Genomic DNA, 25,334 nt, shown 5'->3' on the forward strand with positions numbered 1-25,334 from the left:
CGCTGAGAACGTCGAGCGCGAAAAGATCCTACGAGCGGCGATGTCTGAGTTGTCGTTACAGATTGTCGCGTTTGTTCGCGAGCATGGCCGTATGACGCTCGGCAAGACCATGAAGCTGAGCAGGGCCAGCCGCACCACGCTCAAGCCGCATGTCCGTGCACTGGTCGTAAGCGGCACGCTGCACCAGCATGGTCGTGGCCGTAGGGTTTGGTACGACTTGCGCTGCGGGTCAGCGGGGACGCGGGTTCGATTCCAGTGCGTGGATGTGAACTGGTTGCGCAAAGCAGCCAATGTTGCGGCTGCATATCGGCCACCCATCGGTCCGAAAGCCTGCTTGATCATGCGCTGCCGCATGAGGCAAAGGTAGGCTTCTGGATCGCGTTCGCACGGGTTCAGCGCAGCTTGCAGCGCTTGGATTCCGGACTTATCAAGCGTTGTTTCAAGGGTCGTTTGGTGTGGGATATCACCCCACCGCCACTATTCAAAAAACCAACGGTTCCTGGTTGGTTTTTTTGGCTCGTTCCTCCTCCACGTGCTACAGCGATGCCCCCTGAAAACCGCTTTGATGCGCCTGGATCGGGCGGATTTCGCATCTCTGGAATAAACGCATCCGAACAACACGCAGCGCGCCCATGCTGCTCTTGCGCCGCGAGGACTGCGACGCTCTGTGCACCTGCACCGCGGAGCGTGGCGCTGGACGTTGTCTTGCTCATCTCGACCTGGGAAACGACCGCGCCGCGCATGACATCCACGGGTTGCACCATTTGCTGGAAGCGTGGCGTCATGGCCACCTCACCGTGTGGCAGAGCATCATCACAATCGCCGCGTTGCTGGCCGGTACTGCCAGCAACGCCACGCGGATTGGAGCTGCCCAATGATCGACCCCGGCACGGTGGTCTCCGCGGCAGATGTTGCCGTCTCGCGCCAGAAGTCCTGAAGTGGCCCAGCCGTAAGAGCACCCGCGGCCACGCGCGGGTGATACAGGACCAGGCGTTGGAGTGCGAGACAGTGCGCAGCACCCCGCAGATCGCCGCGCGCGTCGCAAGCGCAGCTGCCGCGTGGCAGGCCGGATCCATCAAGACGCGGCGCGCAGCTGTCGCCCCCAAGGGCAGCACTCCAGCGGGCGCGGGGCCGCTGCACTGTTGGTCAGGGTGATCCCGATGCTCACCTACGGGTTTATGACGCTGTACTGCACGACCTACACCGCAGCGGCCAGCGTCACCGCTGGCCGGGGTATGGGCATCCTGCACGCATGGACGGAAGCCAACCAAGCGCTGTGGGCCGGGGTGCTGGACGTGTAGTTTCTCGGGCACGTGTTCCACCGGGCGGGGTCGTGAGCGACGTGCCTCAAATGGTCATCGCATTGGTGAAGCGCTTCGAGAGAGTGCAGCGCATCGCGCAGCACGATCTGGGCCGCACGCATCCGTATCCGTACCTCTGAGCGGCTATGTTCTGGAGAATCGGCGACAGCCAGTTGCGCGACACCAAACCGCCATCCATCACCGCGGCCACCGTGAACCCCGATCGAACACGCAGCCTCCAAACGGCGCTGCCGACACCCCTGGGTGACGGCCCCGTGCTGACCATCACGCCGGAAGCGCCCCGCGCCGCCAGCGTAGACTTCATCTTCCATCTTGAGGCTGGGCGTCTCAGACATCGCCATTGCAGCGCCGTATCCACCAAGGATTGGGCCACTGTGCTGCAACGGAACAAGGCCGATCAATCTATGACGCTGGCCAGGATGCTGACACGGCGCAAGGCGGCGGCGGTTTGGCGGCTTCGCAACGCCTGATCCCACACCATGCCGCCGCCGTTGGTTTTACCGCCAAACAACTCCTTACATGTGATCCAGGACAACACGAAGCACGCCCCATGCGCCATTGATGCAAGGCAGCATGCAGCGCCGCGGTGCCATTGCGCGGCCTCGACATATCCTCACCAACCAGCCTGCTGGATGGGTTTGAGTGCGCCATGAAGACAGCAGCGACGCCGCTGATGCGCGAGGCCAGGTGCGCTACGTCCAACGTCGCCACAGCCAAGCAGCGCGGGTGCGCATGCTTGGGTGACGGGTGAGCGGGGCTCGCAACGAGGCGCGCCACGCCTGATATGGCGCGTTTCAGCCAGATGTGCCGCGCTGCAATCTGATGCGCCACCGTTAAACCGCCTTCCTCAGTCCGTCGTCTCTGGGATATCCCAATCACCCAATCTGGCTTCGCCGGTTTGATAGAACTGCTTCACCAGCTTCACGTATTCCAGAAAATCCCGGTTCTCGGTCGCCAGCCGGTTGGCCATGTCCCAATCGATTTCATCTCTTTCCCGGGCAGGAATTAACACCTGACTGTCTGCCGGATCTTCCACATCCAGTTTGATGAGCCCGATGCCATGCGCCGCGAACAACATGCGTAATTCTTTGAGCGTGTGCTGGCCCTCGATCTCCGCGGCGACCAGATAGCCGAAATTCGCCCATGACGAATTGGAGACGGCCTGAAAGAAACATTCACGCACATTCGACTGGTTGATCAGCACCTTGGCCTCAAACGACCATAACGTGGTGCGCTTGTCGGAATACTGGTTGACACAATCGCGGACTTCTTGGTGCCACTCAGCCCCCAAATCCTCCACCCCGACCACGTCCGGGTACAACCATCGGTTGCCGTTGGGCCCTCGCTTGTTGGATGCGCGCTTCTCGTCGATACGCTTTGAATACACCCCAAATTCCTCCCACAGATACAGCGACAGCAGTGGATAGAGCGCGTGCTCCCCCAGCGTCTTGCCATCGGTGTTCCTCGTAGTCGCCGTGGCGGCACTTTCAGCCGCCGCCACTTCCGCAACATCTGATTTTTCCGTGTAGTAGTACTTGCGTGGCTTGCCTTCGGTCGTCTTCAACTCCGGGTGTCGCTTCTGCAACCCAAGACGCCGGGAACCAATTTCCGCCTGCAACTGCTGCACCAAATCGCCATCGGTTTTGATGTTATGGTTTTTGCTATTGGCTTTTTTCTGCTGACACTCCGCAGGATAGGTGCTAAAGACCCATTCGGCGATCTGCCTTGCCGTCCACTTTTCTTCGGGACGTGCTTTTAAACAATCCAATACCGCTTTCCCCAGATTCAATGTCATCACACGCTCCTTCACATCTTAAATAACGGCTTGATTGCCTTCTCAGTGGATACCAGGCGCTGCTCTGTTGCGTAGCGCTTCACCGCGGCGACGCTGGCTTGCGTACGCCACATTTCACGATTGACCCATGTTGCGCCATCAGACGCTTTGATACTGAGCTGGTCGATCAGCTTAAACACATCATCCTGCTGATGCGACAGCGACCAGACGCGCTGCGCGCCCATGCATTGTTGCATCTCAAACGAATTGAATCGCACGCCGCTGCTTGCATTCCACTATTGCAGCAACCGAATGCTTGGTTTGAGCAACGTGTTGTTCTCCTGGTTTTTTGCTTCCAATGGGGCGTTGCAGGCGTTCAGATGGCTGATCATTCAACCCTCCGCCGCGTTGCGAATCTGCAACACGCCAAACCGCGGTGTTATCGCAAGCACCACGTCACCCGTGATGTGCTTGCGTTGGAGAACAAGCGTCGCTCTGGATGGATACAGGTGCGATGCCGCATCGCATTTTTCGACGCAGCTGTTCCATCTGTTGACCTACATCGGCACTGTAGCCGCGGTGTGACGCAACACGATCATGTCATCGATGTCTGAATGTTCATCCATCCACCGAGGCAAGATCGTGCCGCAGCAGACATGCGGAGCGCTTGCAGTGCTGCAATCGACGTCGTGATCGACCACGGCGCACTTTCATCAAACAGCGTGCTACTGGCAATGTCGGTCAGCACTCTCAATAACCACAGCTGCCATGTCTTCTGGTCCACGTGCTAGGTCGCTGCGTCTTCATCGATTCTCTGACGCGCGGCAACGCATGCTCTGCGAGGACTCCTCGGGCTTTTCCGATGCAACGTATTGCGTGGGGCGGCCAGCACCTACAACCTGTCAGGCCATGCATCCCACCGATGCACCTGCAACAGCACACCCTCACGCAACAAACGTGCCTCGTTTTTAAGAAACAGGCATTGCGCTGCGGGCGCCGGATGTATCACTGCAGATGCGTTGGGTTTTAGAAACGTCAGCACCGCTGTAAGCCACGATGCCAGCAGGGTGCAACCACTCGCGCACTGAGCTTGGCTCTGCAGCAACGCGGCACCCACCATTGCACCCAGCACGGTAGCCGCACCACCCCGCCCATCATGGCGGTGTATCCACATCACGGGCGCCGCGGCCTTGAGATGTCCCGTGCTGGAGTACGTCGCATCCTCCTCGATCCGCTCAGCCTCGCGGCGCACCGCGGCCCTCATGGCCTCATGGGCGGTTTGGATTGAGCGCAGCCGCGCTCCCTGCCTCACGCCAACCCGAAATACCGTTCGAAGAACACAGCGAGTTTGTCCAGGACGATCCGCTTCTTAACGGCGTGGTCATTATTCTTCGAGAACCGCGACACTGGCGGCAGAACTTTAGTGATTGCCGTGCCGATGGTCGAGACGCCACCGTCGCGGAACGCATTGTCAATGAATTCGCGAGCGGCCTCCGCGTTGAGGTTTTCTTCCGTGATGATCCGTTCCAACTCAGCCGTCTTTTTCGCTGCAACAAACGCCTGCCACTGCGCATCCACCTTGGTCTTGGTGTTGACCGCATCGACAAACTGTTCAATCACGTCTTTCCTGTGGCGCAGGCCAGGGCTGGCATTGACAGCGCCTTCAATGGTGCTGCGGATGTCCTGATCATCGCCCGTCCCTTTTTTCTTCAGATACTGGGCGACCAGCCACAGGATGTAATCAACATTGACTTCTACCTGCTTGATGAGTTCGATTTCGAAGACCACATCGTCATTGATGGATGCTGTCTCGGTCTCCGAGGTGCTGCGGAATGCCGCGTATAGATTCAAATACACACTCTGATAATCCTGAAAATCGCGCTCACTGAGGATCTCGTGACCGGCAAAATCATCAAAGGAGGTCAAAATATTTTTCAGCCTCAGGATTGAGCCGAACAACTGGATAAATTCCTTTTGTGCTGCCTCGCCGACGATGGCGTTCCCGAGTGGGAATTTCGTAACAAGTTCCGCAACGCGCGTGGTGTAGTCCTGGTAATACGCCGCATAAGGCTTCAACAGCACGATGCCTTTAGCGTCCTTGTTGCCAAACAGCGCAAGCGCGGCGTTGGTTTCCTGCTCCAGATTGCGGAACGAAACAATGTTGCCGTACGTCTTGACCGAATTGAGGATGCGGTTAGTGCGCGAATACGCTTGTATCAAGCCGTGCGCCTTCAGGGGTTTGTCCACCCACAAGGTGTTGAGCGTGGTGGCATCAAAGCCGGTCAAAAACATGTTGACCACGATGACAATGTCCAACTGACGCGTTTTCAGACGCTCCGACACATTCTTGTAGTAGTTCTGAAACTCATCGGCCTTGATGCCGAAGCGAGTCGCGAACAGGGCGTTGTAATCCTGGATTGCCGCCTGGAGAAAATCCCGTGCACTTTGATCCAATCCCTCCGTTTCAAAGGCTTCCTCACCGAGCAGGCCATCACTGTCCTGCCCCTGCTCAGTCACGCTATAGATCAACCCCACCTTCAGCCGCTGCGCCTCGGGAAGCTCTTTTTGCTGTGCTGCAAATTCCGCGTAATAACGTTTGGCGGCCTCAATGGACGCGCAAGCAAACAAGGCGTTGAAGCCTGCGAGACGCTTGCCTTCATGGCTGTAGTGGCTGGCACGCTTGGTTTTTTGGTCGAAATGCGCGCGAATGTAGCCCACGATCTGAGTGATGCGCTGCGGTGCCAACAGCACCCGTTCGGTGTCGATCGCCGATATCGGCGTGTCCTGGCTCCCCGGAAGCGCTTTGATCGTGTTGATGTAGTCGATGCGAAACGGCAACACGTTTTTATCGTTGATGGCATCGACAATCGTGTAGGTGTGCAACTTTTCGCCAAACACCTGCGCGGTGGTGCGTCGCTGCGCGTTACTCGTACCGGCTGAATTCTCCGCAAAAATCGGCGTGCCGGTGAAGCCAAACAGGTGATAACGCTGAAACACCCGAATGATGGCGGTATGCATGTCACCAAACTGGCTGCGGTGACACTCATCGAAAATCACCACCACATGGGCCGCATACACCGGGTGCTTATTGTGCTTGGCAACAAAGCGAGACAGCTTCTGGATCGTGGTGATGATGATGCGGGCATCAGCGTCTTCCAACTGCTGTTGCAGCACCGCCGTGGACGCATTCGAGTTAGCCGCCCCTTTCTTGAAGCGCTCGTACTCTTGCATCGTCTGGTGATCCAGATCCTTGCGATCCACCACAAACAGCACCTTGTCGATCCCAGGCACGCCACACGCCAATTGCGCCGCCTTAAAACTAGTCAAGGTTTTACCGCTGCCGGTGGTGTGCCAGATGTAGCCGCCCGCCGCCACGCTTCCCCACTGCTTCTGATGGGCGGTGGTAACCATGCGTTGCAGGATGCGTTCGGCGGCCACAATCTGATAGGGCCGCATCACCAGCAAGGTACGATCCACCCGGAAAACACAGTATTTGGTGAGCACGTTTAGCAAGGAATGCTTAGCGAAAAACGTCTTGGTAAACCCCGTCAGTTCCGTAATCGGCTGGTTGCGCGCATCAGCCCACCAACTGGTAAAGGCAAAGCTGTTGGAGGTGGTGCTCTTGCGGTGCTTGGCGGTGTGCTCCTTGACATGCGCCGCGCGCACCGTATTGCTGTAGTACTTGGTCAGCGTGCCATTACTGATCACAAACAGTTGCACGTACTGAAACAACCCCGAGCCCGCCCAAAAACTGCTCTGCTGGTAGCGGGTGATCTGATTGAAAGCCTCGCGGATATCCACGCCGCGGCGCTTTAACTCGATGTGCACCATCGGCAGGCCATTGACCAACACCGTCACGTCATAACGGTTGCCACGCTCCCCCTTGACGGTGTACTGATTGATCACCTGCAAGGTGTTGTTATGGATGTTGTCCTTGTCGATCAAATAGATGTTCTTGGTGGTGCCGTCGTCGCGCTTCAACAGCTGCACAGGGTCTTCTTGAAGGCGCGCGGTTTTTTCCACGATGCCATCATTCGCGCCTGCGATGCAGGTGCTGAAAAAACGCTCCCACTCCGCCTCAGACAGGGTGATCTTGTTGAGTTTTTCCAACTGGCGGCGCAGATTGGCCACCAATTCAGCCTCCGAGGTGATGCGCAGATACTCATACGCCTGCTGCTGCAATTGGTGAATAAACGCCTGTTCCAATTCGGCTTCAGACTGGTACGCCGTCTCACGCACCCCGAGCGTATCGAGCTGAAATTCGGCAACAACTGTGCTGTCGTCAGACACGGCAATGGGCGCGTAACGGAACGGGGTGCGGGGTTCGCTCATCTGGCTTCCTTGAAGGTGAGTAGCCGGTCGCGGTAATACGCATATTGCTGGCGGCGGGCTTGGATTTCGGCGGGCAGACCGAAGGAAATATCGTTGACCAGCGCATCGAAGCGATCGAGGATGGCAACGATGCGGGCTTGTTCTTCTAGAGGGGGAATGGGAATCGCATAACTTTTGATGATCCCGGAATTCAAATCGGCTCGCGCGCCCTGCCCCAAAGCCTTGAGCCTCTCGTATTCCTTGCTGACCCAATGAAATACGTATCTGTAATTGGCTTGAGTCGGATCAACTTCCAAGTTGCAACAGTGTTGGTTGGTAGTCAGCGGAATCTTATTGATTGCAGACCGGGCTGCTGTTGCACCTGATATAGCGACAATGACGCAATTGGCCGGAATCCATTTTGCCGCCGACTCCTTGAGCCCCTTCTCAGTGATTTTAATTTCAGTATCCAAAATATCTGTATATCGGACTTCCTGAGTACGCAACCACGGAATATCACCTCCGTAGTAATCGGTACGCGTAGATAATGGGGTTCCGCCAGACGAAACAGATTTGCAAATCTCACCCAAAGTCATCCACCTGATGCTTGCATCAACATCCGTGCGCTCACCGAACGTCAAGAGCGCATCGCGATAGTAGGTGTACTGCCGCCGACGCGCATGCAACTCCGCATGCAACTCCGCATGCAACTGGGTGAAAGTATCAAGCATTTTCACGATTTCGCGTTGCACTTCGAGGGGTGGAAGGGGGGCTTTGACTTGATCAAGCGTTCCAACTGCAAGCGCAGGCTGCGCCGCTTTCGTCGCGTACTGATTCAAATTCATGACGGAAAGCAAATGGAATGCCCAATCCATGTCCACTTCAACTTTTCCATTGCAGACAACAGCATTATCTGTTGCGAAGAATTTCCCGTGAGTTCGCTTCACATTTCCACACAGTGCACCTATTCGCCCGATGAGGATGTACTTGCCCTCTTGATTGTTTTGCCGAACGAACCCACGGATACCATTACTGCCATAGCACGGATACAGAAAATGCTCGTCTTGGATTTTGGATATTTCATTGGAGGAAATGAACTTTCCTGCCTTCATGTCGAATATCTCACACAGTGTCTTAAACTCCACCCCCTCTGGGCAAAGCGCTGCAATCAACTCATCAATCCGACTCATGCCTATTTCTTTCCACTGATTGTTTTCTGCAGCGTCTGCACCGTTTCCAAAGAGGCCACCTCCACATCAAACACCTGGGCGGCGCAGTGCGCACGGTCTTGCTGATAGTCCACTGCAACGTTACCCATCGCTTGCTGGTCACTGATGTGGCGCGCGCGTTGCCAGGCGGTGCCGCGCATGGCGACGCTCCATGGCTGCACATGGGAGCGCCGCTGTTTGATGATGTCACCACTGGGTAGCTCACTCATGGCTGGTCTCCTTCCAGATCGGCCACGATGGCATCAATCTGCTGTCTCAATTGCGCTTGTCTTGCCACGATGCGGGCGATTTCGGTATTGAGCGCCTTGATGTCGGTGGTCTGGCGGGTGTCGGCCTGCTCAACGTAACTGGACACGGCAATGTTGTAGGCGTTGGCGGCAATGTCGGCATTCTCGACCAAGCGTGCGAAGTGGTCGCTGTTCTGGCGAGCGATACAGGCGTCGAGTATTTTTTGCCGATGTTCGGGCAGCAGCTTGTTCTTGTTGCCGCTACGCACGAACAAACTTGATGCATCAATAAACAGCGTGGCGTTATCGAACTTGGATTTCTTCAGCACAATGATGCACGTCGCAATCGTGGTGCCGAAGAACAGATCAGGCGGCAACTGGATCACGGCATCCACGTAATTGTTATCGATAAGGTACTGGCGGATTTTCTGCTCCGCACCACCGCGATACAGCACGCCGGGAAACTCAACAATCGCCGCGGTCCCGTTGACTGCTAGCCAACTCAGCATGTGCAGGGTGAACGCGAGATCCGCCTTGCTTTTGGGGGCGAGCACCCCTGCGGGCGCAAAACGCGCGTCGTTGATCAGCAAGGGATTAGCATCGCCCTCCCATTTGGTCGAGTACGGCGGATTGGAGACGATAGCCTCGAAGGGCTCATCGTCCCAGTGCGCCGGGTCAGTCAGGGTGTCGCCGTGGGCGATATGGAACTTTTCGTAATCCACATTGTGCAGAAACATATTGATGCGGCACAGGTTGTAGGTGGTGAGGTTGATCTCCTGCCCGTAGAAGCCCTGGCGTACCTTGCCGTGACCCAGCACCTTGACGACGTTGAGCAACAACGAGCCCGAGCCGCACGCCGGGTCATACACCTTGTTGACCTCGGTCTTGCCGACCAGGGTGATGCGGGCCAGCAATTCAGAGACTTCCTGCGGGGTATAGAACTCGCCGCCGGACTTGCCCGCCGTGGAGGCGTACATCTGCATCAGGTATTCGTAGGCGTCGCCAAACAAATCGATGGTGTTGTCAGCAAATCCGTTACTGCCGCCGGCCAGGGGCAAGTCGCCGATGGCATTGAGCAGCTTGACCAATTTTTCATTGCGCTTGGCGACCGTGGGGCCGAGCTTGTTGCTGTTGACGTCGAGATCATCAAACAGCCCCTTGAAGTTGGCCTCGCTGGCGGCACCCATGGCCGAGCGTTGGATGTTGGCAAAGATGCGCGCCAAGGTTTCGTTGAGGTTGTCGTCCTGCTCAGCACGCGCGCGCACGTTGCAAAACAGTGCGGAAGGCAGGATGTAAAAGCCTTTTTCATCCACCGTCACGGCGCGGCCGGACTCGGCATCTTCATCGCTCAAGGTGACGTAGTCGGAATCGGCATTGCCCGCGCGACGCTCTTCCCCGTTGAGGTAGCTGGTCAGGTTCTCGGAGATGAAGCGGTAGAACAACATCCCCAACACATAAGTCTTGAAGTCCCAGCCATCCACACTGCCGCGCAGGTCATTGGCGATGCGCCAGATGGTTTTGTGCAGCTCGGCGCGTTCGAGTTCTTTGGTGTTGCTCACGATGTCAACGCTCCCGCCGTGGCGGCTGTAGCAAGGAAAGGGGGATGATGTGCAATGTCAAGGTTCCAATGGGTACTCAATACATTCATCAGGCGGGTGTGCCGTTTGGTCAGAAACTGTGGAGGTCCTGTCGCGTTGCGACCGGACGTGCTGCCTCAGGATCAAGAGCGGCGCGGTTGTTGCCCTTGAAGGACACCCGCGGCCTGGCGCCCGGATGCTTGCGGACATGCCGTAGCACCAGAGGGGCGCGCCAGTCTGGCCAAGCCGCGCGTGCATCTCCGTCAGGACACCACTGCATCCCATCCGAGGCGGCGATAGTACGTGCTGCAGTGACCGTTGGTCGAATGGCTGGGTTCTGCTGGCGTCGCTGACCAGGGCGCCGAGGCGCGTGCTCAGCAGCATCTGCAGCTTGGATAGCAGGCGATAGATGCCGTGATCAAGTGCAGCAACAACGCGGGCTGTGCGGGGTTTTTCATGGCCTTGGTGATGCGCACGCGCAGCGCGCTCTTGAAGGCGTCTGGCTCAATCTCCTTGGTGAACGCGGTATCCGTCTCGATGCGCGGGTGGCTACTCGCCTTGGTGATCCGCACGCAGCAGGTCAGCCGTTTGCGCCACTGATAATGTGCGCGACGGCAAGACGTCGCCAAGCCGCTGGGGTGGCTGCAGCACACAGGTGACATAGAGCAACGCCCGATGCACCCAATGCTTGAAGTCCACGCGGTAGCGTCGCGGCGTGCCCGATGGCCGCAACGTCGGCATCGCGAGCAGCGTTGCACACGGCGGCGCACGGTGTGATGACCTGGTCCATCAGATCGATGCGGGCCTGGTCCGCGGTGAGGTGTTCTTGAAACGCTTTGACCTGCGTGTCCTGCGGCTGCTTGGCGTAGAAACTGCGGACATGGCCAAACAGATCACCGCAGGCATCGCGGCCCAGCACGCTTACGATGCGACTGCATCCCTTGGTGTAGCGGCGGCGTTTGGGTTGACCTGCCATCGCACGGATCAGGCGTAGCACCTGCACCTTGACGCGGTCGCACTCCCGATGATTGAGCACCGCGCAGCGGCGCCACGCGGCTTTGAGATCGGATGCGCCGCTGACCAGCAGCGCGCCGGCGTGGGCGGAAATCCTTCCACAGCGTGCTCACATCCACGGGCGATAGCCTCTTAGCCGTGTCCAGCCGCGGGGTGATGTTCGCGTGGCAGTACCGGCGGCGGTGTTGCAGCGTGCCGGTCATCGCACTCCCGATTGGTGAGCACCGCGCAGCGGCGCCACGCGGCTTTGAGATCGGATGCGCCGCTGACCAGCAGCGCGCCAGCGTTGGCGGAAATCCTTCCACAGCGTGCTCACATCCACGGGCGATAGCCTCTTAGCCGTGTCCAGCCGCGGTGTGATGTTCGCGCGGCAGTAGCGACGGCGGTGTTGCAGCGTGCCGGTCATCGCACTCCCGATTGGTGAGCACCGCGCAGCGGCGCCACACGGCTTTGAGATCGGATATGAAGCTGACCAGCAGCGCGCCGGCGTGGGCGGAAATCCTTCCACAGCGTGCTCACATCCACGGGCGATAGCCTCTTAGCCGTGTCCAGCCGCGGGGTGATGTTCGCGCGGCAGTACCGGCGGCGGTGTTGCAACGTGCCGGTCATCGCACTCCCGATTGGTGAGCACCGCGCAGCGGCATCACACGGCTTTGAGATCGGGTGCACCGCTGACCAGCAGCGCGCCGGCGTGGGCGAAATCCTTCCACAGCGTGCTCAAATCGGCGGGCGATAGCCCTTGGCCGTGTGCAGCCGCGGGGTGATGTTCGCGCGGCAGTACCGGCGGCAGTGTTGCAGCGTGCCGGTCATCGCGCTCCCGATTGGTGAGCACCGCGCAGCGGCATCACATGGCTTTGAGATCGGATATGAAGCTGACCAGCAGCGCGCCAGCGTTGGCGGAAATCCTTCCACAGCGTGCTCAAATCGGAGGGCGATAGCCTCTTGGCCGTGTCCAGCCGCGGGGTGATGTTCGCACGGCAGTACCGGCGGCGGTGTTGCAGTGTGGCGGTGTCGACACCAAATGGCTGGAATCGCGTCAAGGACTGCTCTCTGCGCTGGTGGCCGCGCTCCAGGGCGACCCGGCAGGCGAGCGCGACTTTTTGCAGCGTTGCGGCTTACGGCCACTCCCAAAGCGACTGCGCTTGCGTGTTCTGGACGCAACGCTGCGCGCCGCTGTGGGTGGCGTTGGCGATCTCTGTGCACCCTACGCGGACATCGCCACGCTCAACATCCAGCCCACCCATGTCTTTATTGTGAAAAACCTGCAACCCGGGCTTGCGTTCGATGACCTGGCAGGGGCAGTGGTGCTCATGGCGCAGGGGTATGCGCTTGATGTACTGGGTGAGCTGGCATGGCTGCAACAGGCGCAATGCTTCTACTGGGGCGACATCGATACACATGGCTTTGCCATGCTGCATCGCGCCAGAACATAGCTGCCCCACATCACCAGTGTGCTGATGGATGCGGCCACGCTGCTGAATCATCGCGATGCATGGGTGGAAGAAGAAAAACCGCACCCTGCCGACGGCTTTGCATCCCTCACCGCCACCGAACAACAGCTCTATCAATCGATCAAGACAGGGGGCTTCACCCACAATACCTTGATCAACAACATCCGCCTGGAGCAGGAGCGGATCCCCTGGGACATTGCGTGGGCCGCACTTCAAGCCTGTCTTGGATGACGCGGCCTCGGCGTGTGCTGATAGATGCATGAGCAACACCATCCCCCTAAAGCATGAATCAATACACTGGGACAGCGCCTCGGCTGCGATGCGCACCTAGCTTCGATGACGCCGCCTCGGAGAACCCTGGGCGATGGATAGAACAACAGCGGGTACTCCCGTCACATCTGCATATGGCATGCACCGTTTTTTTCTGTGTGTCTGGAACCCATCGCGATGAAATGTCTCCGCGAACCCAGCAACCGTTTGTTGCATCGCACCGCCGCATGAGCCGGCACCAGGCCAGGCTACCGTTGCAGCGGATGACGATTGGACACACGCTCACGGGAGACGTGCTCACGCAGGCAACCATCTATTGCAGGCCGACCACATCATCAGCCGGTACCGCAGCTACGTTTTGCAGCACTTAGATCGGTGCGGTACGCAGATGTGGATACGCCAACACCATCGCGGCCAAGGCGGTCCCTGACACCACGTTGACCCACTCGCCATACCCGCACACGGGCACAACGGGCGCGGTAGCGCTCGTTCCGCATGGGCTGAACCTGGGCATCGGCGCCGTGAGCACCGCTTGGGTGTCAGCCATGCGGTGCAACGATCGACAGATACGCGCGTGATGGATCGCGATGTTGACGCCATGACCAAGAAACCGAGCAGGCCATCGTCATGACCGAGTGGTGCGCAAGTAAAAGCGCTGTTCAAAACGACGCCCCTTGGAAACAGGCGCGCGAAAAAACAAGTGCGCAAAGGCAGCCACCCGTTGCAGGCCGACCACATCATCAGCCGGTACCGCAGCTACGTTATGCAGCACTTGGATCGGTGCGGTACGCAGATGTGGATACGCCAACACCATCGCGGCCAAGGCGGTCCCTGACACCACGTTGACGCGCTCGCCATACCCGCACACGGGCACAACAGGCGCGGTAGCGCTCGTTCCGCATGGGGGCGCCGCCGTGACAAGCCTCCATTGAATATCAGCCATGCGGTGTAACGATCGAGAAACGCGCGCGATGGATGGCGATGTTGATACCGTTGCTAAGCAACAAAGCACGGCAACTGCCATGGTCAAGCGGTGTCGCTGTGTCACACATCCTTTCACACACCTGTCTTGTGTCCCACAGCGGACCACGGCGGCGCATCGGCCATCGTGTGCTGGACATCATCCCGCCCCGGCACATGCGAGGCGAGTGCCGCGTAGATGTCCTGTCCGTCCCCGGGACGCGCTGCTTTTCTGGAGACATCATCCCATCAGGCGCTCGCCACAAGGGGGCATGGTGAACGCCATTCACCTCCTGCGGCTTGGCTTCGCACGCGAACGCGATCGGAGCATCACGCCTCCATTCGCCAAGCAGCACACGCCAGATCATGACCCGATGCGTGTAGAAGTACTACGTGCGTACCGCTTTGACTTTGGCCGCGTCCACCTTGCCCCGCTGCGCGTCATTCATGTTTTCCGTGGTCGTGCGGATCACGGTGATACTGATGACCGAGACCGCTTCACCGCAGCGATTGCAGGGAACCAGATACCTGCGCAGGGATGACGACTCAATCGCGATCCGCGCTGCTGGACATATGGCACGCATCCGATGCAGCCACGTGCCATCTGCGTGCTGATGCCTGCAGGCCAACCGTTCGACCTGTGATCATCGGTACCGCCTCGCGGGTACCAACACACCACGCCGGGGGAGCACAAGCCGTGGGGGCAGCGGCCATCATGGCGATCACCGCAACGCTACTCAATACGGATGCAGCATGACGCCGCGTTGCAGGGGCTCATTGGGCGGTGCCACCGAACTGAAAGCTAGACACTGTCACGCCCCCCATGAAGCCTGGCTCGTGATAGACGGCGCGCGCGGTCTCCTGTTCGGCAGCCCCCACAGCGACCATCAATGGGAGCAGGTGTTCTTCACGCGGATGCGCCAGGCGCGCGGCGGGGGCGCGCTCCCAGTCAAGCAATGCGTGGATCCGTTCTGCCGGCGGTAACGCCATGGCGTGGTGTAGCCAAGCATCGAATGCTGTGGAGGCATGTTGCGCCGCCGCTCCAAAGGCACGCAGGTTGTGGTAACTCAAGCCGCTACCCACCAGCAGGACACCTGCATCGCGCAACGGGGTCAGTGCCTGTCCCAGTGCGAGGTGTGTTTTGGGATCCAGTCCGGTCAATAGGGAAAGTTGCACGGTGGGCATCTCCTGATTCGGATAGGCAATGGCCATAGGGGCATACATGCCATGGTCGTAGCCTCGGTCAGCGTCCAGGCGCACCCCAAGACCGGCTTCGCGCAGCAGGTCCGCTACGCGAGCGGCCAAGGTGGGATCACCCGCTGACGCATACTGAATCTGGTAGGTATGTTCCGGGAACCCGGAGTAGTCATACCGCATGGGTGGATGTGGATTGGATTGCACCGTGAACACGGGTTCCTCCCAATGCGCAGACACCATCAAGATGGCGCGCGGCCGCCCGCCCGCATCCGACGCCATGCGTCGCAATGACGTGGTCAGCTTCGAGTAAGGACCTGCGAGCATCCCATCCAGCCAGGGCCAAGGGCCGCCGCCGTGTGAGATGAAGAATGTTGGCAAGCGCTGCGTCATGGTTGGGGTCGTCTCAGATCACGGAAAATAAAACATGCTACGTGCACGCAGCGGCTGGCCACCAGCGGTCCCACGTCGGCATGGACACGCGGCGCTGCTTGGCGACGTCTTGGGACGGGGCAGCGCTGGCGCACCGCGGCTGGGCTGACTTGATGTTGCTGGCGGTCATGTGTGGTCACGCGGCTGCATTGGATGCCTTGCTTGTGGCAGGTCGCCGAGCAGATCAACCCGTGGCTGCACCGACCGGCGCAACCGGTCGAACTTCCAGACACCCCAGGGGGCATCCCCGCGGAGCCTGTCGAGCATCTTGGTCAAGCCTGGACGGTCTGGCGGCGTGCCATTGCCGTTGTCCTCAAAGACTTTTTTACATCTAGCCTTCTCAGGGCTTGGCGTTGCAGCTCCAGGTCCTGATCCTGCGTCGAGACGCGCCCAGCGCCGATCAACATCATGTGCTGCTCACGCTGACGTTACCGAGACCTGCTGTGTATTGATTGCTTGAAGTCTCTTCAAGAGATTCTTTTCTGGAACTGCTTCGATTGTTTTTCCAACCGATGTATAGATGAGTGCGCGCAGCGTCTTGAGGTTTTTATCACTGGTGTCTTGAACAAACCCAGATGTAAACAAGGCCGGCCACGTTAGCATTTCGTTAAAAGAGATCAGGAATAACGCCTGCTCTCCATGAGCGATATTTTGCGGACACTGATGCGTATATTGCCCCCTGAACGGCTGTATACAAACGCGCTTGTGTTGCTTCCCTAGCGCCATCCCCCACCACAGTCACTCTCATCCCAACGTCTACTTTTACGCTGATGGATGCTGATTTTTTAGCCAAGTAAAGCGACACGACAATAGCCAAAAAAGTGGCGATACTTGCTAGCCAAGTTCCCACTGCATTCCACACCTGTATCTGCTGCTCCAACGTCATATCAGCGCGCTATCTCATCCATTGTTCGGTGAAATGACCGTCATCAATATCTCACCGCACGACAGCCCGTTGTTGCCATCACGCCGGCAGCGCTGTCTACACGACTTCAAGGTTGATGTCGCAGTTGCCGTGGGCCATGCGATTGCGCATGTTGCGCCACGGCACTGCGACGTGCCCCTGGGTGAACTCGGCGTAGCCATCCATCACTTTTGTGGCAGCCTCACCGCTGATGCTGAGGCGCATGATGACGGTGCACACCCCAACGTTGGTGAAACTGGCGCCGCCACACTGGCAAGGGACATGGACACTGGGCGGCTCTCCCGCCTTGACGCCGCTGCTCTGGGAAGACGTCCACCCATATGGGTGGTTCGATCTCGAGATGAACACCCGAGCAGCGTTGCTGTAATCAATATGGTGGCTGGTGACACGATTGCTGGTGCCACCCCTCATCGCATGGGAAGCACTGTCTTTTGTCCACGTGTGCATCCCGCCGCCCTGCGTCATACCGAGACTGCCTAGCCATATTCACCCATGTCGCTGTAGGGGTTTTCAACCCGTTGCGGATGCACCGCTACGCAGCGCTACCAGCGTGGCGGGTGTCAACGCGCCCCGCCGCAGGCGATGCGCTGTCTTGGAGCCGCGTGGGCATCCTGAAACACTCAGCGATGCTCACAATGCTCAGTAATACTGACGGATGTAGCTGTAGGCTTTTTCGAACAGTTCCTGATCCAGGTGCAGTTGGTATTTCAACAGTGTCTTGCGCAATGCCTTTTTGACTTCTCTCTGGCCGGCTAGCCGGTCTTGCCAGCCCGGGAAGCGAACGAGGCGAACGATGTTGTCGATGTCCGTCACCACTCGTTCAATCATGATGGGGGTCGCGGGCGTCTTGATCTCGTTGAACAGCTCGGTCAGCGCGGCTTTACCGCGATCTTCGTCCGCTTCGGGTGGGGTGTGTTGCTCGGCTTGCAGGGTCTCCCTGGCGATGTCCAGCAATTGTTTTAGAAACTCAACGCTGTTGACCTGTCCGGATTCAAAACGATCCTTCAGCGCATCAAGCCGTTCTGAAAGCGGCTTGAATCTGGGATCGCCCTCATGGCGGCGCAGGCGGCGCTTGAGCTTGATCTCGATGTCCTGGGTTTTCTTGGGGTCAGGATGCGCCAGCAAAGCCTCCAGCAAATCGGCGTCCAACACCACGGTGTCCAGATCATCGCGGATCGCATCCACGCGCACGTTTTGGTGAATCAGTGCGATGGTCTTGGCGCCGAGGGAATGCCAGATCAGCTTGCCGTAGCCGCTGGATGGCTGCACCGATTGGTAGACCTGGGACAGCCATTTGTAATCCTTTTCGAAAGGGGTCAGCACGCTGTCCGGGGACAGCGCCTCCCAGATCTTGTTAAGCACGCTGTAGGCGGCGGCAAAGTGGTCACGCGCTTGGTGGTCGGGCAGGCACTGCTGCGCGGCGATCAGGCCCTCGTAGCCTTGCAAGCGGCGGTCGCAACCGGCAAAGAACGCCAGACATGTGTGCATCGCCTCAGGCAGGGTGTCCTTCAGGTCTTGGATGTTGCTGATGACCTGCTTGACGCTCTGATCGTCGAACTGTAGTGCTGTCGCCACATCATCAAAGACGCCGAGGTAATCCACGATCAAGCCGTGCTTCTTCTGCTGGGAGTAGCAGCGGTTCACCCGGCAAATGGCCTGGAGCAAGGTGTGGTCACGCAGTGGTTTGTCCAGGTACATCACCTGCAAGATCGGCGCATCGAAGCCGGTCAGCAGCTTGGCGGTGACGATGAGCAGTTTCAGTGGGTGGGTAGGATTGCGGAAGTTGTCTAGCAGGGTTTTCTCTTTATCCCGGGCACGGTCGTAGGGGGCGTACTCCGGGTACTCTTTTTTCTCAGCCGCTTGCACCGACATCACGATCTCTGTGGCCTCGGGCGGCAGGTGTTTGTCCAACTCAGCTTTGAACAGCAGGCACGACTCCCGATCAAAGGTCACGATCTGCCCTTTGAATCCGTTGGGCGCTACCTTGGTGTTGAAGTGCGCGACGATGTCCGCACACACTTTACGGATGCGCTCGGGCATCTTGACCAGCACCGCCATTTTGGCGGCGGTCTTGGCAAGTGTGTCTTTGTCCAGATCTGACAAGCCGCCGGTCAAGTCTTTGTAAGCGGCGTCCAGTGTCGCCTTGTCGAGGTGCAGCTCGATCCGCCGGGGTTCGAAGTGCAGTTGCAGCGTGGCTTGGTCGCGGAGCGATTCTTCGAAGCTGTAGCGGCTCATGTAGCCCTGCGCATCTGCGTCGGCGCCGAACGCGTAGAAGGTGTTGCGGTCGGCGCGATTGATCGGAGTGCCGGTCAGGCCGAACAAAAACGCATTAGGCAGGGCGTCGCGCATCTTGCGGCCCAAGTCGCCTTCTTGGGTGCGATGCGCTTCATCCACCAGCGCGATGATGTTGTGGCGGTCGTTCAGCACGCCGCTGACCTCGCCGAATTTGAAGATGGTAGTGATGATGATTTTGCGGACATCCTGCGCCAGTAGGTGTTGCAAGGTCTGGCAGGTGGCGGCCTTTTCCAGATTGGGAATGTCTGCGCTGGTGAAGTCGTCGGTGATCTGGGTATCGAGATCGACCCGGTCCACCACAATCAGCACGGTGGGGTTCTTCAGCCGGGGATGCAGGCGCAGCTTGTGCGCGGCAAACACAATCAACCATGATTTTCCCGATCCTTGGAAGTGCCAGATCAGGCCCTTGCGGGGATAACCCGCCAGCACGCGTTCGACAATTTTGTTAGCGGCCTCGTACTGTTGATAGCGGCAGATGAGTTTGCTGCGACGCTTCTGGATGTCGGTGGCAAACAGGGTGAAATGGGCGAGGATGTCCAACACCACCGCGGGGCGCAACATGCTGTGGACGGATGCGGCGATCGATTGCAACGGGTGATCTGAACGCGCGGCGGCGGCGCCCTCCAGATGCCACGGGCCCCATTGATTCACAGGCAGACCGATTGAACCGTAGTGATAGGCTTTGCCTTCGGTGGCCACGGAGAACACGTTGCAGACAAACAGCTCGGGCACGCACTTCTCGTAATCTTCATGCACCTGCACGGCAGCATCGAACCAGCTCATGCACGCCTTGACCGGGGTTTTGGCTTCGATCAACACCAGCGGCAGCCCGTTGACCAGCAACACCAGATCGGCGCGGCGCTCGGTGGCGGCAGCACGGTAGCTGTACTGCTGGGTGAGGATGTATTGGTTCTGCGACACATCATCAAAGTCGATCAGCCGCACCGGTACATGCATGTTGTTGGGGCCGAAGGGCATGGAGCGCTCGCCGCGCATCCAGGCGGTCATCTCCTCGTTGGCGCGGATCAGTCCGTCGGAGCGCACCGATAGCACGATGGCACGCAGTTTGTGGAGCACTTCATCGGCGTGATCGGGCTGAGCAGCGATGTCGGGGTTTAAGCGGATCAGTGCTTCACGTACCCACGGTTCCACCAGCACCTCCTGAAGCTGACGCGGCACCGCCGCCGCCGCGACGTAGCGCCAACCGATGCCTTTGGGGCGGGAGCCAGCGCTGGCTTGGGGTTCTTGAATGGTGTGAGCGGAGGTTGCGTTGATCGGGCCGGCGAGCAGGTCGCGGATATAGGCTTCGATGGTGTTGGATTCGTTAAATGACACAGCTATACCCTTGAGACTCCAGTAAATACCGCCAACTTCATTTGGCTCAACTGCTGTAGCCTGAAGTTGGTGACCTCTTTGATTTTTCTGATTTGCTTGATCAGAGAGCAGATTTCCCTCTGCTTTGTCAGTGGCAATATCGGAACACGAATCCTGCCAACATCATTCGCTGATGCTCGCTGCCGTCCGGTTGAACCAGACATTATTCCGGCAGCTTGAGAATGGAAAACGCGCGACGTAATTAGGTGATAGAGATACTGTTGATCCGTTCCCTCTTTCGCTCTGAAAACGATGAATTCTGTCGATCCACCAGATTTCTCGATTGAAACAGGAACCTGCGCAATCTTCCCGTTTTCAAGGCAAGGCGTAATTCTTGCCATCAGAATATCTCCACCTTGGGCTCTGATACCGCCTCTTTTACCTTTCTTTTCGATTTTGGATGGATTGATCTTTTGGGTCCAAGGATCAACTGCCTCCATCGGGATAAATGGATCTTCTTCGGAAAGCGAGGAAACCTTTGGGTTAATCTCAGCAATCTGACTTATCGGTTGTTGAATTAAAGACGCATCACTCCACACGTAATGCTGGAAAATCGCTTCTATCAGCAACGAAGACCTTCCTTCAAGAGAGATCAAATCGTCAGAATTACGTTCAATCTCCAGGAATAAGCCTACTATCCGCCGTTGCTCCTCCATCGGCGGCAGCGCGAACTCGAACTTCGCCAAGCTCGTCCAGTGCGTGCGTGGGCTTAACGAGCCAGCGGAGGTACTCACCGCGTGATCAAAAAAGGCGTCGGTCTGGCAAATGAAGGGCAACAACTCCGGCAGCAGCACCTGGGCGTCCTTGGATTCCAATACGTAGATGTCACCAGAACACACCCCCGCGAAATCCGCCACGGCCACTTTGCGCTGATAGGCGCGGCGCTTACCGAATAACACCTGCCCGGGCTGAAACACGCTGGTAAAGGTGACGCCGTCAGCGACATGGCCCCAACGGCGAATACGCACATCCTCTGGTTGGAGATGTTCCAGACCGACGTAACGTTCCAAGCCATCGGCCAACGGATCTTGGCTGCGTCCCTTGGAGAGGCGCACCACATCGCCAAATCTCACCCGACGCCAACCAGGCTTCAAAGGGGTGCTGTGCTGATCAAACACGCGTGTTGTCCTCGGCGATCAATCCATCCAGCGTCTCCACCAACGCATCCATCTGTTGCCAGAAGGCGCAGGCGTCGCTTTGCCATTGGTCCCACGTCGCGCGCCATGTCATGGCATCGCCATTGCTTGATGTGGCCGGGGCAGCAGTCAACCGTTTGACATACAGCGGGATCGACAGGTTGCCCGCATTGGCAGCGATGTCGGCCAGGGTGGCGACCTTGGCGAAGCCGGGGACATCGGCACAGGTGGTGTACGCGGTGAGGATGCGCTGTTGGTGTTCGGGGGTGAGGAAGCTCTGCGTGCGCTCGCGGGTGACCTCGTTGACCGCGTCGATGAAGATGACGTTGCCCTGACGCGCGGCGGCTTTGTTGCGGTTGCAGATGAGGATGCAGGATTCCATCGGGGAGTTGTAGAACAGGTTGGGGCCCAGGCCGATGACGGCTTCGACCCAGTCTTGGGCGACCATCTTGGCGCGCATGGATTGTTCTTCGTTACGGAATAAGACGCCATGTGGCCAGAGCACGGCACAGCGGCCCTGGGGGCTGAGGCTGCTGAGGATGTGTTGCTGAAAGGCGTAATCGGCGCGGCCCTGGGGCGGGGTCCCCAGGGCATTGCGGCCCCAGATGTCGGTGCTCCAGGCTTGGCGGTTCCACTGTTTGATGGAATACGGGGGGTTGGCCAGGATGACGTCGAATTGGCGGAGGCGGTCGCCGGCAATGTGCTTGGGGTCGGCGAGGGTGTCGCCCCGGATGATGTCGAAGTCTTCGACGCCGTGCAGGAATAAGTTCATGCGGGCAATGGAGGAGGTGATGAGGTTGCGCTCTTGTCCGTAGAGGGTGAGGGTGCGGTGTTCGCCGCCGGAGCGTTTCACTTGGTCCAGGGCGGAGATGAGCATGCCGCCGGTGCCGCAGGTGGGGTCATAGATGGATTCGCCGGGCTGCGGTGCGAGTAGTTGGGTCATCAGGTGGACGACGGTGCGGTTGGTGTAGAACTCGGCGGCGGTGTGGCCGGAGTCGTCAGCAAATTTTTTGATGAGGTATTCGTAGGCGTTGCCGAGTTCGTCTTCGGGGACGTTGGCCAGGGACAGGGTTTGGGTGGAGAAGTGTTCGATCAGGTTCTTTAGGGTGGCGTCGGGGAGGCGCTCGTGGTTGGTCCAGGGGGCATCGCCGAAGATGCCATCGAGGCGCTCTGGGTTGGCTGTTTCGATGGCGCGCATGGCTTTTTGGATGACGGCGCCGACATGTTTCGGGGTCTGGCGTAGGTCGTTCCAATGGGCGCCGGGGGGAATTTGGAAGCGATGGTGTTCGGCGAATTGGGCATAGGAGAGGTCACCCTTGGAGTGACGCAGTGCGGCTTGGTATTCCTCGTCCCAGACATCCGAGAGGCGTTTGTAGAACAGCAGCGGGAAGATGAATTGTTTGTAGTCGCCGGCGTCGATCAGGCCACGCAGTAGGACGGCGGCACCCCAGAGGTAGCTTTGCAGCGCTTGCGGGGTGAGGCGTGTGCTGGGGTGGTTCATGGCAACCATCCTCCTTGGGTCATGATCTGGGTGAGGCGCGCTTCGGCGTCGCGGCAGCGGGTGAGCGCGTCCTTAAAGGCGGCAATGGCGTCGGGCAGCGGGGGGATGTCTTCTTGGAGGGGCGGCAGGACATAGCGGGAAATATTCAGGGTCCAATCTGCGGCTTTGATCTCATTGAGGCTAACCACGCGCACCGCGTCCTGTACCTCGGCATAGCCGCGATACCAGCGGAGGATCTCGGCGGCGTGTGCGGGCTCTAGATAGTTCTGAGCGCGCCCGCGGCGGAATAGCCGTGATGCATCGGCAATCAATACTTTGTTTTTATGCTTGGCCGGTTTGCGCTTGCGCAGTACCAGGATGCAGGCGGCCAGACCGGTGCCGTAGAACAGATTGGGGGCCAGGCCAATCACCGCTTCAATCAGATCCATGTGCAACAGGGTCTGGCGGATGCGGCCTTCGACGCCTTTGCGAAACAGGGTCCCCTGGGGCAGGACCACGGCCATGCGGCCGCTGACGTCGGCCATTGAGGTGACCATGTGTTGCACCCAGGCGAAGTCGCCGCTGCTGGAGGGGGGCAGGCCGGCGAAATGGCGGCCAAAGGGGTCGTGCAACCACAGCTCTTCGCCCCACTTTTTGAGGGAGAACGGCGGATTGGCAATGACGCAATCGAAGGTGGCCAGGCGGTCGCCTTCGAAGAAGGCCGGGGCGCGCAGGGTGTCGCCGCGGACAATGTGGAAGTCTTCGATGCCATGCAGAAACAGGTTCATCCGTGCAATGGATGAGGTGGTGAGGTTCTTTTCTTGCCCGTAGAGTTTTCCCCAGAGTCTTTTTACATCGCCCTGCTGTTGTTGGACGTGCTGCATGGCCGCCAGGAGCATGCCGCCGGTACCGCAAGCCGGGTCGTAAATGGTGTCGGTGTCCTTGGGATCAAGGATATCGATCATCAACCGCACGACGCTGCGGGGGGTATAGAACTCACCGGCCTTTTTATTGGTGGCGTCGGCAAATTTTTTGATGAGGTATTCATAGGCATCGCCAAGCAGGTCGGAATGGATGTTGTTGTTGCCAAACGACAACGTGGAGAAATGCTCGATCAGGTCTTTGAGGAGTGCATCGGAAAGGCGCTCTTTGTTTGACCATTGGGCATCGCCGAAAACGCCATACAGGGTTTCCGGGTTGGCCTTTTCGATTTCGCGCATGGCGCGCTGTAGTGCGGTACCGACATCGGTGGCCTTGGTGCGCACGTCGTTCCAGTGGCAGTCGTCCGGAATCTGGAAGCGGTGCGACTCTGGGAACCAGGACAGTTGTTCATCGCCGGTCTCATCGATGATCTCTTGGTACTCCTCGTCCCAGACATCGCAGATGCGCTTGAAGAACAGCAACGGGAAGATGTAGGTCTTGAAGTCTGCTGCATCCACCGGGCCGCGCAGGATGTTGGCGGATTCCCAAAGGTGACTTTCTAGCTGGCTCAGGGTGATGTGCTGGTCGCTCACCGGCATGGTGGTCCTCTAGCAATGCCGGCGTACGGCGGCATCTGGGTGTGTTTGGTCTGCATCGGTGACTCGAATCACCGCTGTTGTTTGACGATGTCGCGCACCGGCTGCTTTGGGTTTCCCAATACGCCTGCGGCGGCCAGGGGCTGCAACCATACCTTGGCCTGGACGTTTGAGACGTTCCGTGCGGCGGCTACGTCGAGGTTTTGCAGCAGCGCCAGCAAGCGTTACTGAATGGCGGCACGCAGCGCTGCAAATCATACGTCAGCCGGGGATGATCCTAGCTGTAGCGACGCGGTGATCTGGTGTGGGGGGTGGCGCCGCTTCTGGTATAGCTGGCGACGATGCCAACGGGACAATTGATTCCGGACGCGAGCGCTTGGGTAGCGACACGTTGATGGTATTGCATGGCCAAAATCGCCTCATTAAGATGCGACACGCATCACATTACTCCACACCATGAAATTGCTTGCTGCATCGGTCGTAATGAGGCGCTTGGCTGTGGTGCATCGTGGCAAGGACACATTTTGCAGAAAGGGAGGTCTTCGCATGAAACCAGGCTTACTGCTGACAACACAGACCCGGGTGTGCTGCGCGGTGCATCGTGATTGCGCCGTGCCTGGAAGCGGCGCGGCAACAACGCATGGTTGTCCAGAGAAACCAGCCCGCTTTGATGGTGTTGTATTTTCAAGATCACCGCATCGCCGGGCGCATCATCGGCGGCAAGCGGCGAATCTTTTTGAGGTTTCGAGGCAAATATCCCAAACATGTGATTCACATCGTTTACGTTGTTTCTGAGTCGAAATGCCGATGTGTTGCATCCCATCAGGTTTTAAATGGAATTTAAAA

At 58.5% G+C, this 25,334-nt stretch carries 31 protein-coding genes and 2 pseudogenes; 7 read left to right on the forward strand and 26 right to left on the reverse strand.

Annotated elements, in window-relative coordinates; translation table 11 throughout:
• Window positions 1-40 precede the first annotated feature (40 nt).
• The gene (locus tag PLS229_RS12015) at window positions 41-367 is read left to right on the forward strand and encodes a hypothetical protein (protein WP_201745751.1); all 327 of its coding nucleotides are present in this window, start codon (window positions 41-43) and stop codon (window positions 365-367) included.
• Window positions 368-392: 25 nt separating this feature from the next.
• On the opposite strand, the gene PLS229_RS12835 is transcribed toward PLS229_RS12015, so the two are convergent.
• The 10 genes from PLS229_RS12835 to PLS229_RS10895 form a co-directional block, all read right to left on the reverse strand.
• Window positions 393-1,313, reverse strand: a complete 921-nt coding sequence (locus PLS229_RS12835) for a hypothetical protein (protein ID WP_160165228.1) — start codon at window positions 1,311-1,313, stop codon at window positions 393-395.
• Window positions 1,199-1,723, reverse strand: a complete 525-nt coding sequence (locus PLS229_RS10855) for a hypothetical protein (protein WP_162814109.1) — start codon at window positions 1,721-1,723, stop codon at window positions 1,199-1,201. Before PLS229_RS10855 ends, PLS229_RS12835 begins: the two co-directional genes overlap by 115 nt.
• Window positions 1,720-1,860: a hypothetical protein gene (locus PLS229_RS10860; protein ID WP_162814110.1), complete on the reverse strand. Its 141-nt coding sequence runs from the start codon at window positions 1,858-1,860 to the stop codon at window positions 1,720-1,722. The genes PLS229_RS10855 and PLS229_RS10860 overlap by 4 nt, the downstream gene beginning before the upstream one ends.
• 309 nt (window positions 1,861-2,169) lie before the next feature.
• Entirely contained in the window at window positions 2,170-3,117 is a 948-nt protein-coding gene (locus PLS229_RS10865; protein ID WP_038272973.1) for a COG2958 family protein, read from the reverse strand.
• An 11-nt stretch (window positions 3,118-3,128) separates the two neighbouring features.
• The gene (locus PLS229_RS10870; protein ID WP_152536668.1) at window positions 3,129-3,353 is read right to left on the reverse strand and encodes a hypothetical protein; all 225 of its coding nucleotides are present in this window, start codon (window positions 3,351-3,353) and stop codon (window positions 3,129-3,131) included.
• 635 nt (window positions 3,354-3,988) lie between these two features.
• Window positions 3,989-4,360 carry a hypothetical protein gene (locus tag PLS229_RS10875; protein WP_200866219.1) on the reverse strand — a complete coding sequence of 124 codons (372 nt, stop codon included), beginning with the start codon at window positions 4,358-4,360 and terminating at the stop codon, window positions 3,989-3,991.
• A 44-nt stretch (window positions 4,361-4,404) separates the two neighbouring features.
• Complete coding sequence (locus tag PLS229_RS10880) at window positions 4,405-7,428, reverse strand: type I restriction endonuclease subunit R (protein ID WP_038272980.1); 3,024 nt, start codon at window positions 7,426-7,428, stop codon at window positions 4,405-4,407.
• The gene (locus tag PLS229_RS10885; protein WP_038272982.1) at window positions 7,425-8,597 is read right to left on the reverse strand and encodes a restriction endonuclease subunit S; all 1,173 of its coding nucleotides are present in this window, start codon (window positions 8,595-8,597) and stop codon (window positions 7,425-7,427) included. Before PLS229_RS10885 ends, PLS229_RS10880 begins: the two co-directional genes overlap by 4 nt.
• A 2-nt stretch (window positions 8,598-8,599) precedes the next feature.
• A complete protein-coding gene (locus tag PLS229_RS10890; protein WP_038272984.1) occupies window positions 8,600-8,845 on the reverse strand; it encodes a hypothetical protein in 246 nt (81 codons plus the stop codon).
• Entirely contained in the window at window positions 8,842-10,422 is a 1,581-nt protein-coding gene (locus PLS229_RS10895; protein WP_038272985.1) for a type I restriction-modification system subunit M, read from the reverse strand. Before PLS229_RS10895 ends, PLS229_RS10890 begins: the two co-directional genes overlap by 4 nt.
• A gap of 44 nt (window positions 10,423-10,466) precedes the next feature.
• Between PLS229_RS10895 and PLS229_RS10900 the strand changes: the two genes are divergently transcribed.
• The gene (locus PLS229_RS10900; protein WP_160165231.1) at window positions 10,467-10,793 is read left to right on the forward strand and encodes a hypothetical protein; all 327 of its coding nucleotides are present in this window, start codon (window positions 10,467-10,469) and stop codon (window positions 10,791-10,793) included.
• A 21-nt stretch (window positions 10,794-10,814) separates the two neighbouring features.
• On the opposite strand, the gene PLS229_RS10905 is transcribed toward PLS229_RS10900, so the two are convergent.
• The 5 genes from PLS229_RS10905 to PLS229_RS10925 all read right to left on the reverse strand — a co-directional run bounded on the left by PLS229_RS10905 (window position 10,815) and on the right by PLS229_RS10925 (window position 12,286).
• Window positions 10,815-11,012 carry a hypothetical protein gene (locus PLS229_RS10905; RefSeq protein ID WP_038272989.1) on the reverse strand — a complete coding sequence of 66 codons (198 nt, stop codon included), beginning with the start codon at window positions 11,010-11,012 and terminating at the stop codon, window positions 10,815-10,817.
• A gap of 8 nt (window positions 11,013-11,020) precedes the next feature.
• Window positions 11,021-11,476, reverse strand: coding sequence for a hypothetical protein (locus PLS229_RS10910; protein WP_038272991.1), 456 nt, complete (start codon window positions 11,474-11,476; stop codon window positions 11,021-11,023).
• Between the two features lie 177 nt (window positions 11,477-11,653).
• Window positions 11,654-11,860: a hypothetical protein gene (locus PLS229_RS10915; protein WP_114867196.1), complete on the reverse strand. Its 207-nt coding sequence runs from the start codon at window positions 11,858-11,860 to the stop codon at window positions 11,654-11,656.
• Entirely contained in the window at window positions 11,857-12,063 is a 207-nt protein-coding gene (locus PLS229_RS10920) for a hypothetical protein (RefSeq protein ID WP_162814111.1), read from the reverse strand. The genes PLS229_RS10915 and PLS229_RS10920 overlap by 4 nt, the downstream gene beginning before the upstream one ends.
• Window positions 12,064-12,097: 34 nt before the next feature.
• A complete protein-coding gene (locus PLS229_RS10925; RefSeq protein WP_114867197.1) occupies window positions 12,098-12,286 on the reverse strand; it encodes a hypothetical protein in 189 nt (62 codons plus the stop codon).
• A gap of 226 nt (window positions 12,287-12,512) precedes the next feature.
• On the opposite strand from PLS229_RS10925, the pseudogene PLS229_RS12335 reads away from it, so the two are divergent.
• Window positions 12,513-13,136, forward strand: a pseudogene (locus PLS229_RS12335) (Wadjet anti-phage system protein JetD domain-containing protein).
• 406 nt (window positions 13,137-13,542) lie between these two features.
• Here the strand turns inward: PLS229_RS12335 and PLS229_RS10935 are convergent.
• Entirely contained in the window at window positions 13,543-13,722 is a 180-nt protein-coding gene (locus PLS229_RS10935; protein ID WP_038273245.1) for a hypothetical protein, read from the reverse strand.
• 78 nt (window positions 13,723-13,800) lie between these two features.
• Window positions 13,801-14,118: a hypothetical protein gene (locus PLS229_RS10940; protein WP_160199317.1), complete on the reverse strand. Its 318-nt coding sequence runs from the start codon at window positions 14,116-14,118 to the stop codon at window positions 13,801-13,803.
• Window positions 14,119-14,410: 292 nt separating this feature from the next.
• Between PLS229_RS10940 and PLS229_RS10945 the strand changes: the two genes are divergently transcribed.
• Window positions 14,411-14,677, forward strand: coding sequence for a hypothetical protein (locus PLS229_RS10945; protein ID WP_152536660.1), 267 nt, complete (start codon window positions 14,411-14,413; stop codon window positions 14,675-14,677).
• A complete protein-coding gene (locus tag PLS229_RS10950) occupies window positions 14,674-14,892 on the forward strand; it encodes a hypothetical protein (RefSeq protein WP_038272773.1) in 219 nt (72 codons plus the stop codon). Before PLS229_RS10945 ends, PLS229_RS10950 begins: the two co-directional genes overlap by 4 nt.
• Before the next feature lie 17 nt (window positions 14,893-14,909).
• On the opposite strand, the gene PLS229_RS10955 is transcribed toward PLS229_RS10950, so the two are convergent.
• The 4 genes and pseudogenes from PLS229_RS10955 to PLS229_RS10965 all read right to left on the reverse strand — a co-directional run bounded on the left by PLS229_RS10955 (window position 14,910) and on the right by PLS229_RS10965 (window position 16,487).
• Window positions 14,910-15,722 (reverse strand): DODA-type extradiol aromatic ring-opening family dioxygenase, encoded by an 813-nt coding sequence (locus tag PLS229_RS10955; RefSeq protein ID WP_038272775.1) that lies wholly within the window; start codon window positions 15,720-15,722, stop codon window positions 14,910-14,912.
• 165 nt (window positions 15,723-15,887) lie between these two features.
• Window positions 15,888-16,040, reverse strand: a pseudogene (locus tag PLS229_RS12340) (recombinase family protein); the annotation flags it as partial.
• Entirely contained in the window at window positions 16,034-16,171 is a 138-nt protein-coding gene (locus tag PLS229_RS12345) for a hypothetical protein (RefSeq protein ID WP_230428255.1), read from the reverse strand. The gene PLS229_RS12345 and the pseudogene PLS229_RS12340, both read right to left, overlap by 7 nt.
• 7 nt (window positions 16,172-16,178) lie before the next feature.
• On the reverse strand, window positions 16,179-16,487 hold the full coding sequence (locus PLS229_RS10965; protein ID WP_038272777.1) for a hypothetical protein: 309 nt from the start codon (window positions 16,485-16,487) through the stop codon (window positions 16,179-16,181).
• Between the two features lie 193 nt (window positions 16,488-16,680).
• Here PLS229_RS10965 and PLS229_RS10970 point away from each other — a divergent pair, with 193 nt between their 5' ends.
• Window positions 16,681-17,166 (forward strand): hypothetical protein, encoded by a 486-nt coding sequence (locus PLS229_RS10970; protein WP_038272779.1) that lies wholly within the window; start codon window positions 16,681-16,683, stop codon window positions 17,164-17,166.
• Between the two features lie 159 nt (window positions 17,167-17,325).
• Here PLS229_RS10970 and PLS229_RS10975 read toward each other — a convergent pair whose 3' ends face one another.
• From PLS229_RS10975 to PLS229_RS10995, 5 genes are all read right to left on the reverse strand, one after another.
• The gene (locus PLS229_RS10975) at window positions 17,326-20,316 is read right to left on the reverse strand and encodes a type I restriction endonuclease subunit R (protein ID WP_038272782.1); all 2,991 of its coding nucleotides are present in this window, start codon (window positions 20,314-20,316) and stop codon (window positions 17,326-17,328) included.
• 2 nt (window positions 20,317-20,318) lie between these two features.
• Window positions 20,319-21,473: a restriction endonuclease subunit S gene (locus PLS229_RS10980; RefSeq protein WP_081755486.1), complete on the reverse strand. Its 1,155-nt coding sequence runs from the start codon at window positions 21,471-21,473 to the stop codon at window positions 20,319-20,321.
• On the reverse strand, window positions 21,466-22,992 hold the full coding sequence (locus tag PLS229_RS10985) for a type I restriction-modification system subunit M (protein ID WP_038272784.1): 1,527 nt from the start codon (window positions 22,990-22,992) through the stop codon (window positions 21,466-21,468). Before PLS229_RS10985 ends, PLS229_RS10980 begins: the two co-directional genes overlap by 8 nt.
• Complete coding sequence (locus tag PLS229_RS10990; protein WP_038272787.1) at window positions 22,989-24,491, reverse strand: type I restriction-modification system subunit M; 1,503 nt, start codon at window positions 24,489-24,491, stop codon at window positions 22,989-22,991. Before PLS229_RS10990 ends, PLS229_RS10985 begins: the two co-directional genes overlap by 4 nt.
• A gap of 68 nt (window positions 24,492-24,559) precedes the next feature.
• Window positions 24,560-24,709, reverse strand: coding sequence for a hypothetical protein (locus PLS229_RS10995; protein ID WP_200866214.1), 150 nt, complete (start codon window positions 24,707-24,709; stop codon window positions 24,560-24,562).
• A gap of 380 nt (window positions 24,710-25,089) precedes the next feature.
• On the opposite strand from PLS229_RS10995, the gene PLS229_RS11005 reads away from it, so the two are divergent.
• Complete coding sequence (locus PLS229_RS11005; protein WP_160165223.1) at window positions 25,090-25,332, forward strand: hypothetical protein; 243 nt, start codon at window positions 25,090-25,092, stop codon at window positions 25,330-25,332.
• Window positions 25,333-25,334: the final 2 nt, after the last annotated feature.

The sequence above is a fragment of the Xylella taiwanensis genome (assembly GCF_013177435.1).
In the GTDB taxonomy this organism is placed as follows: Bacteria; Pseudomonadota; Gammaproteobacteria; order Xanthomonadales; family Xanthomonadaceae; genus Xylella; species Xylella taiwanensis.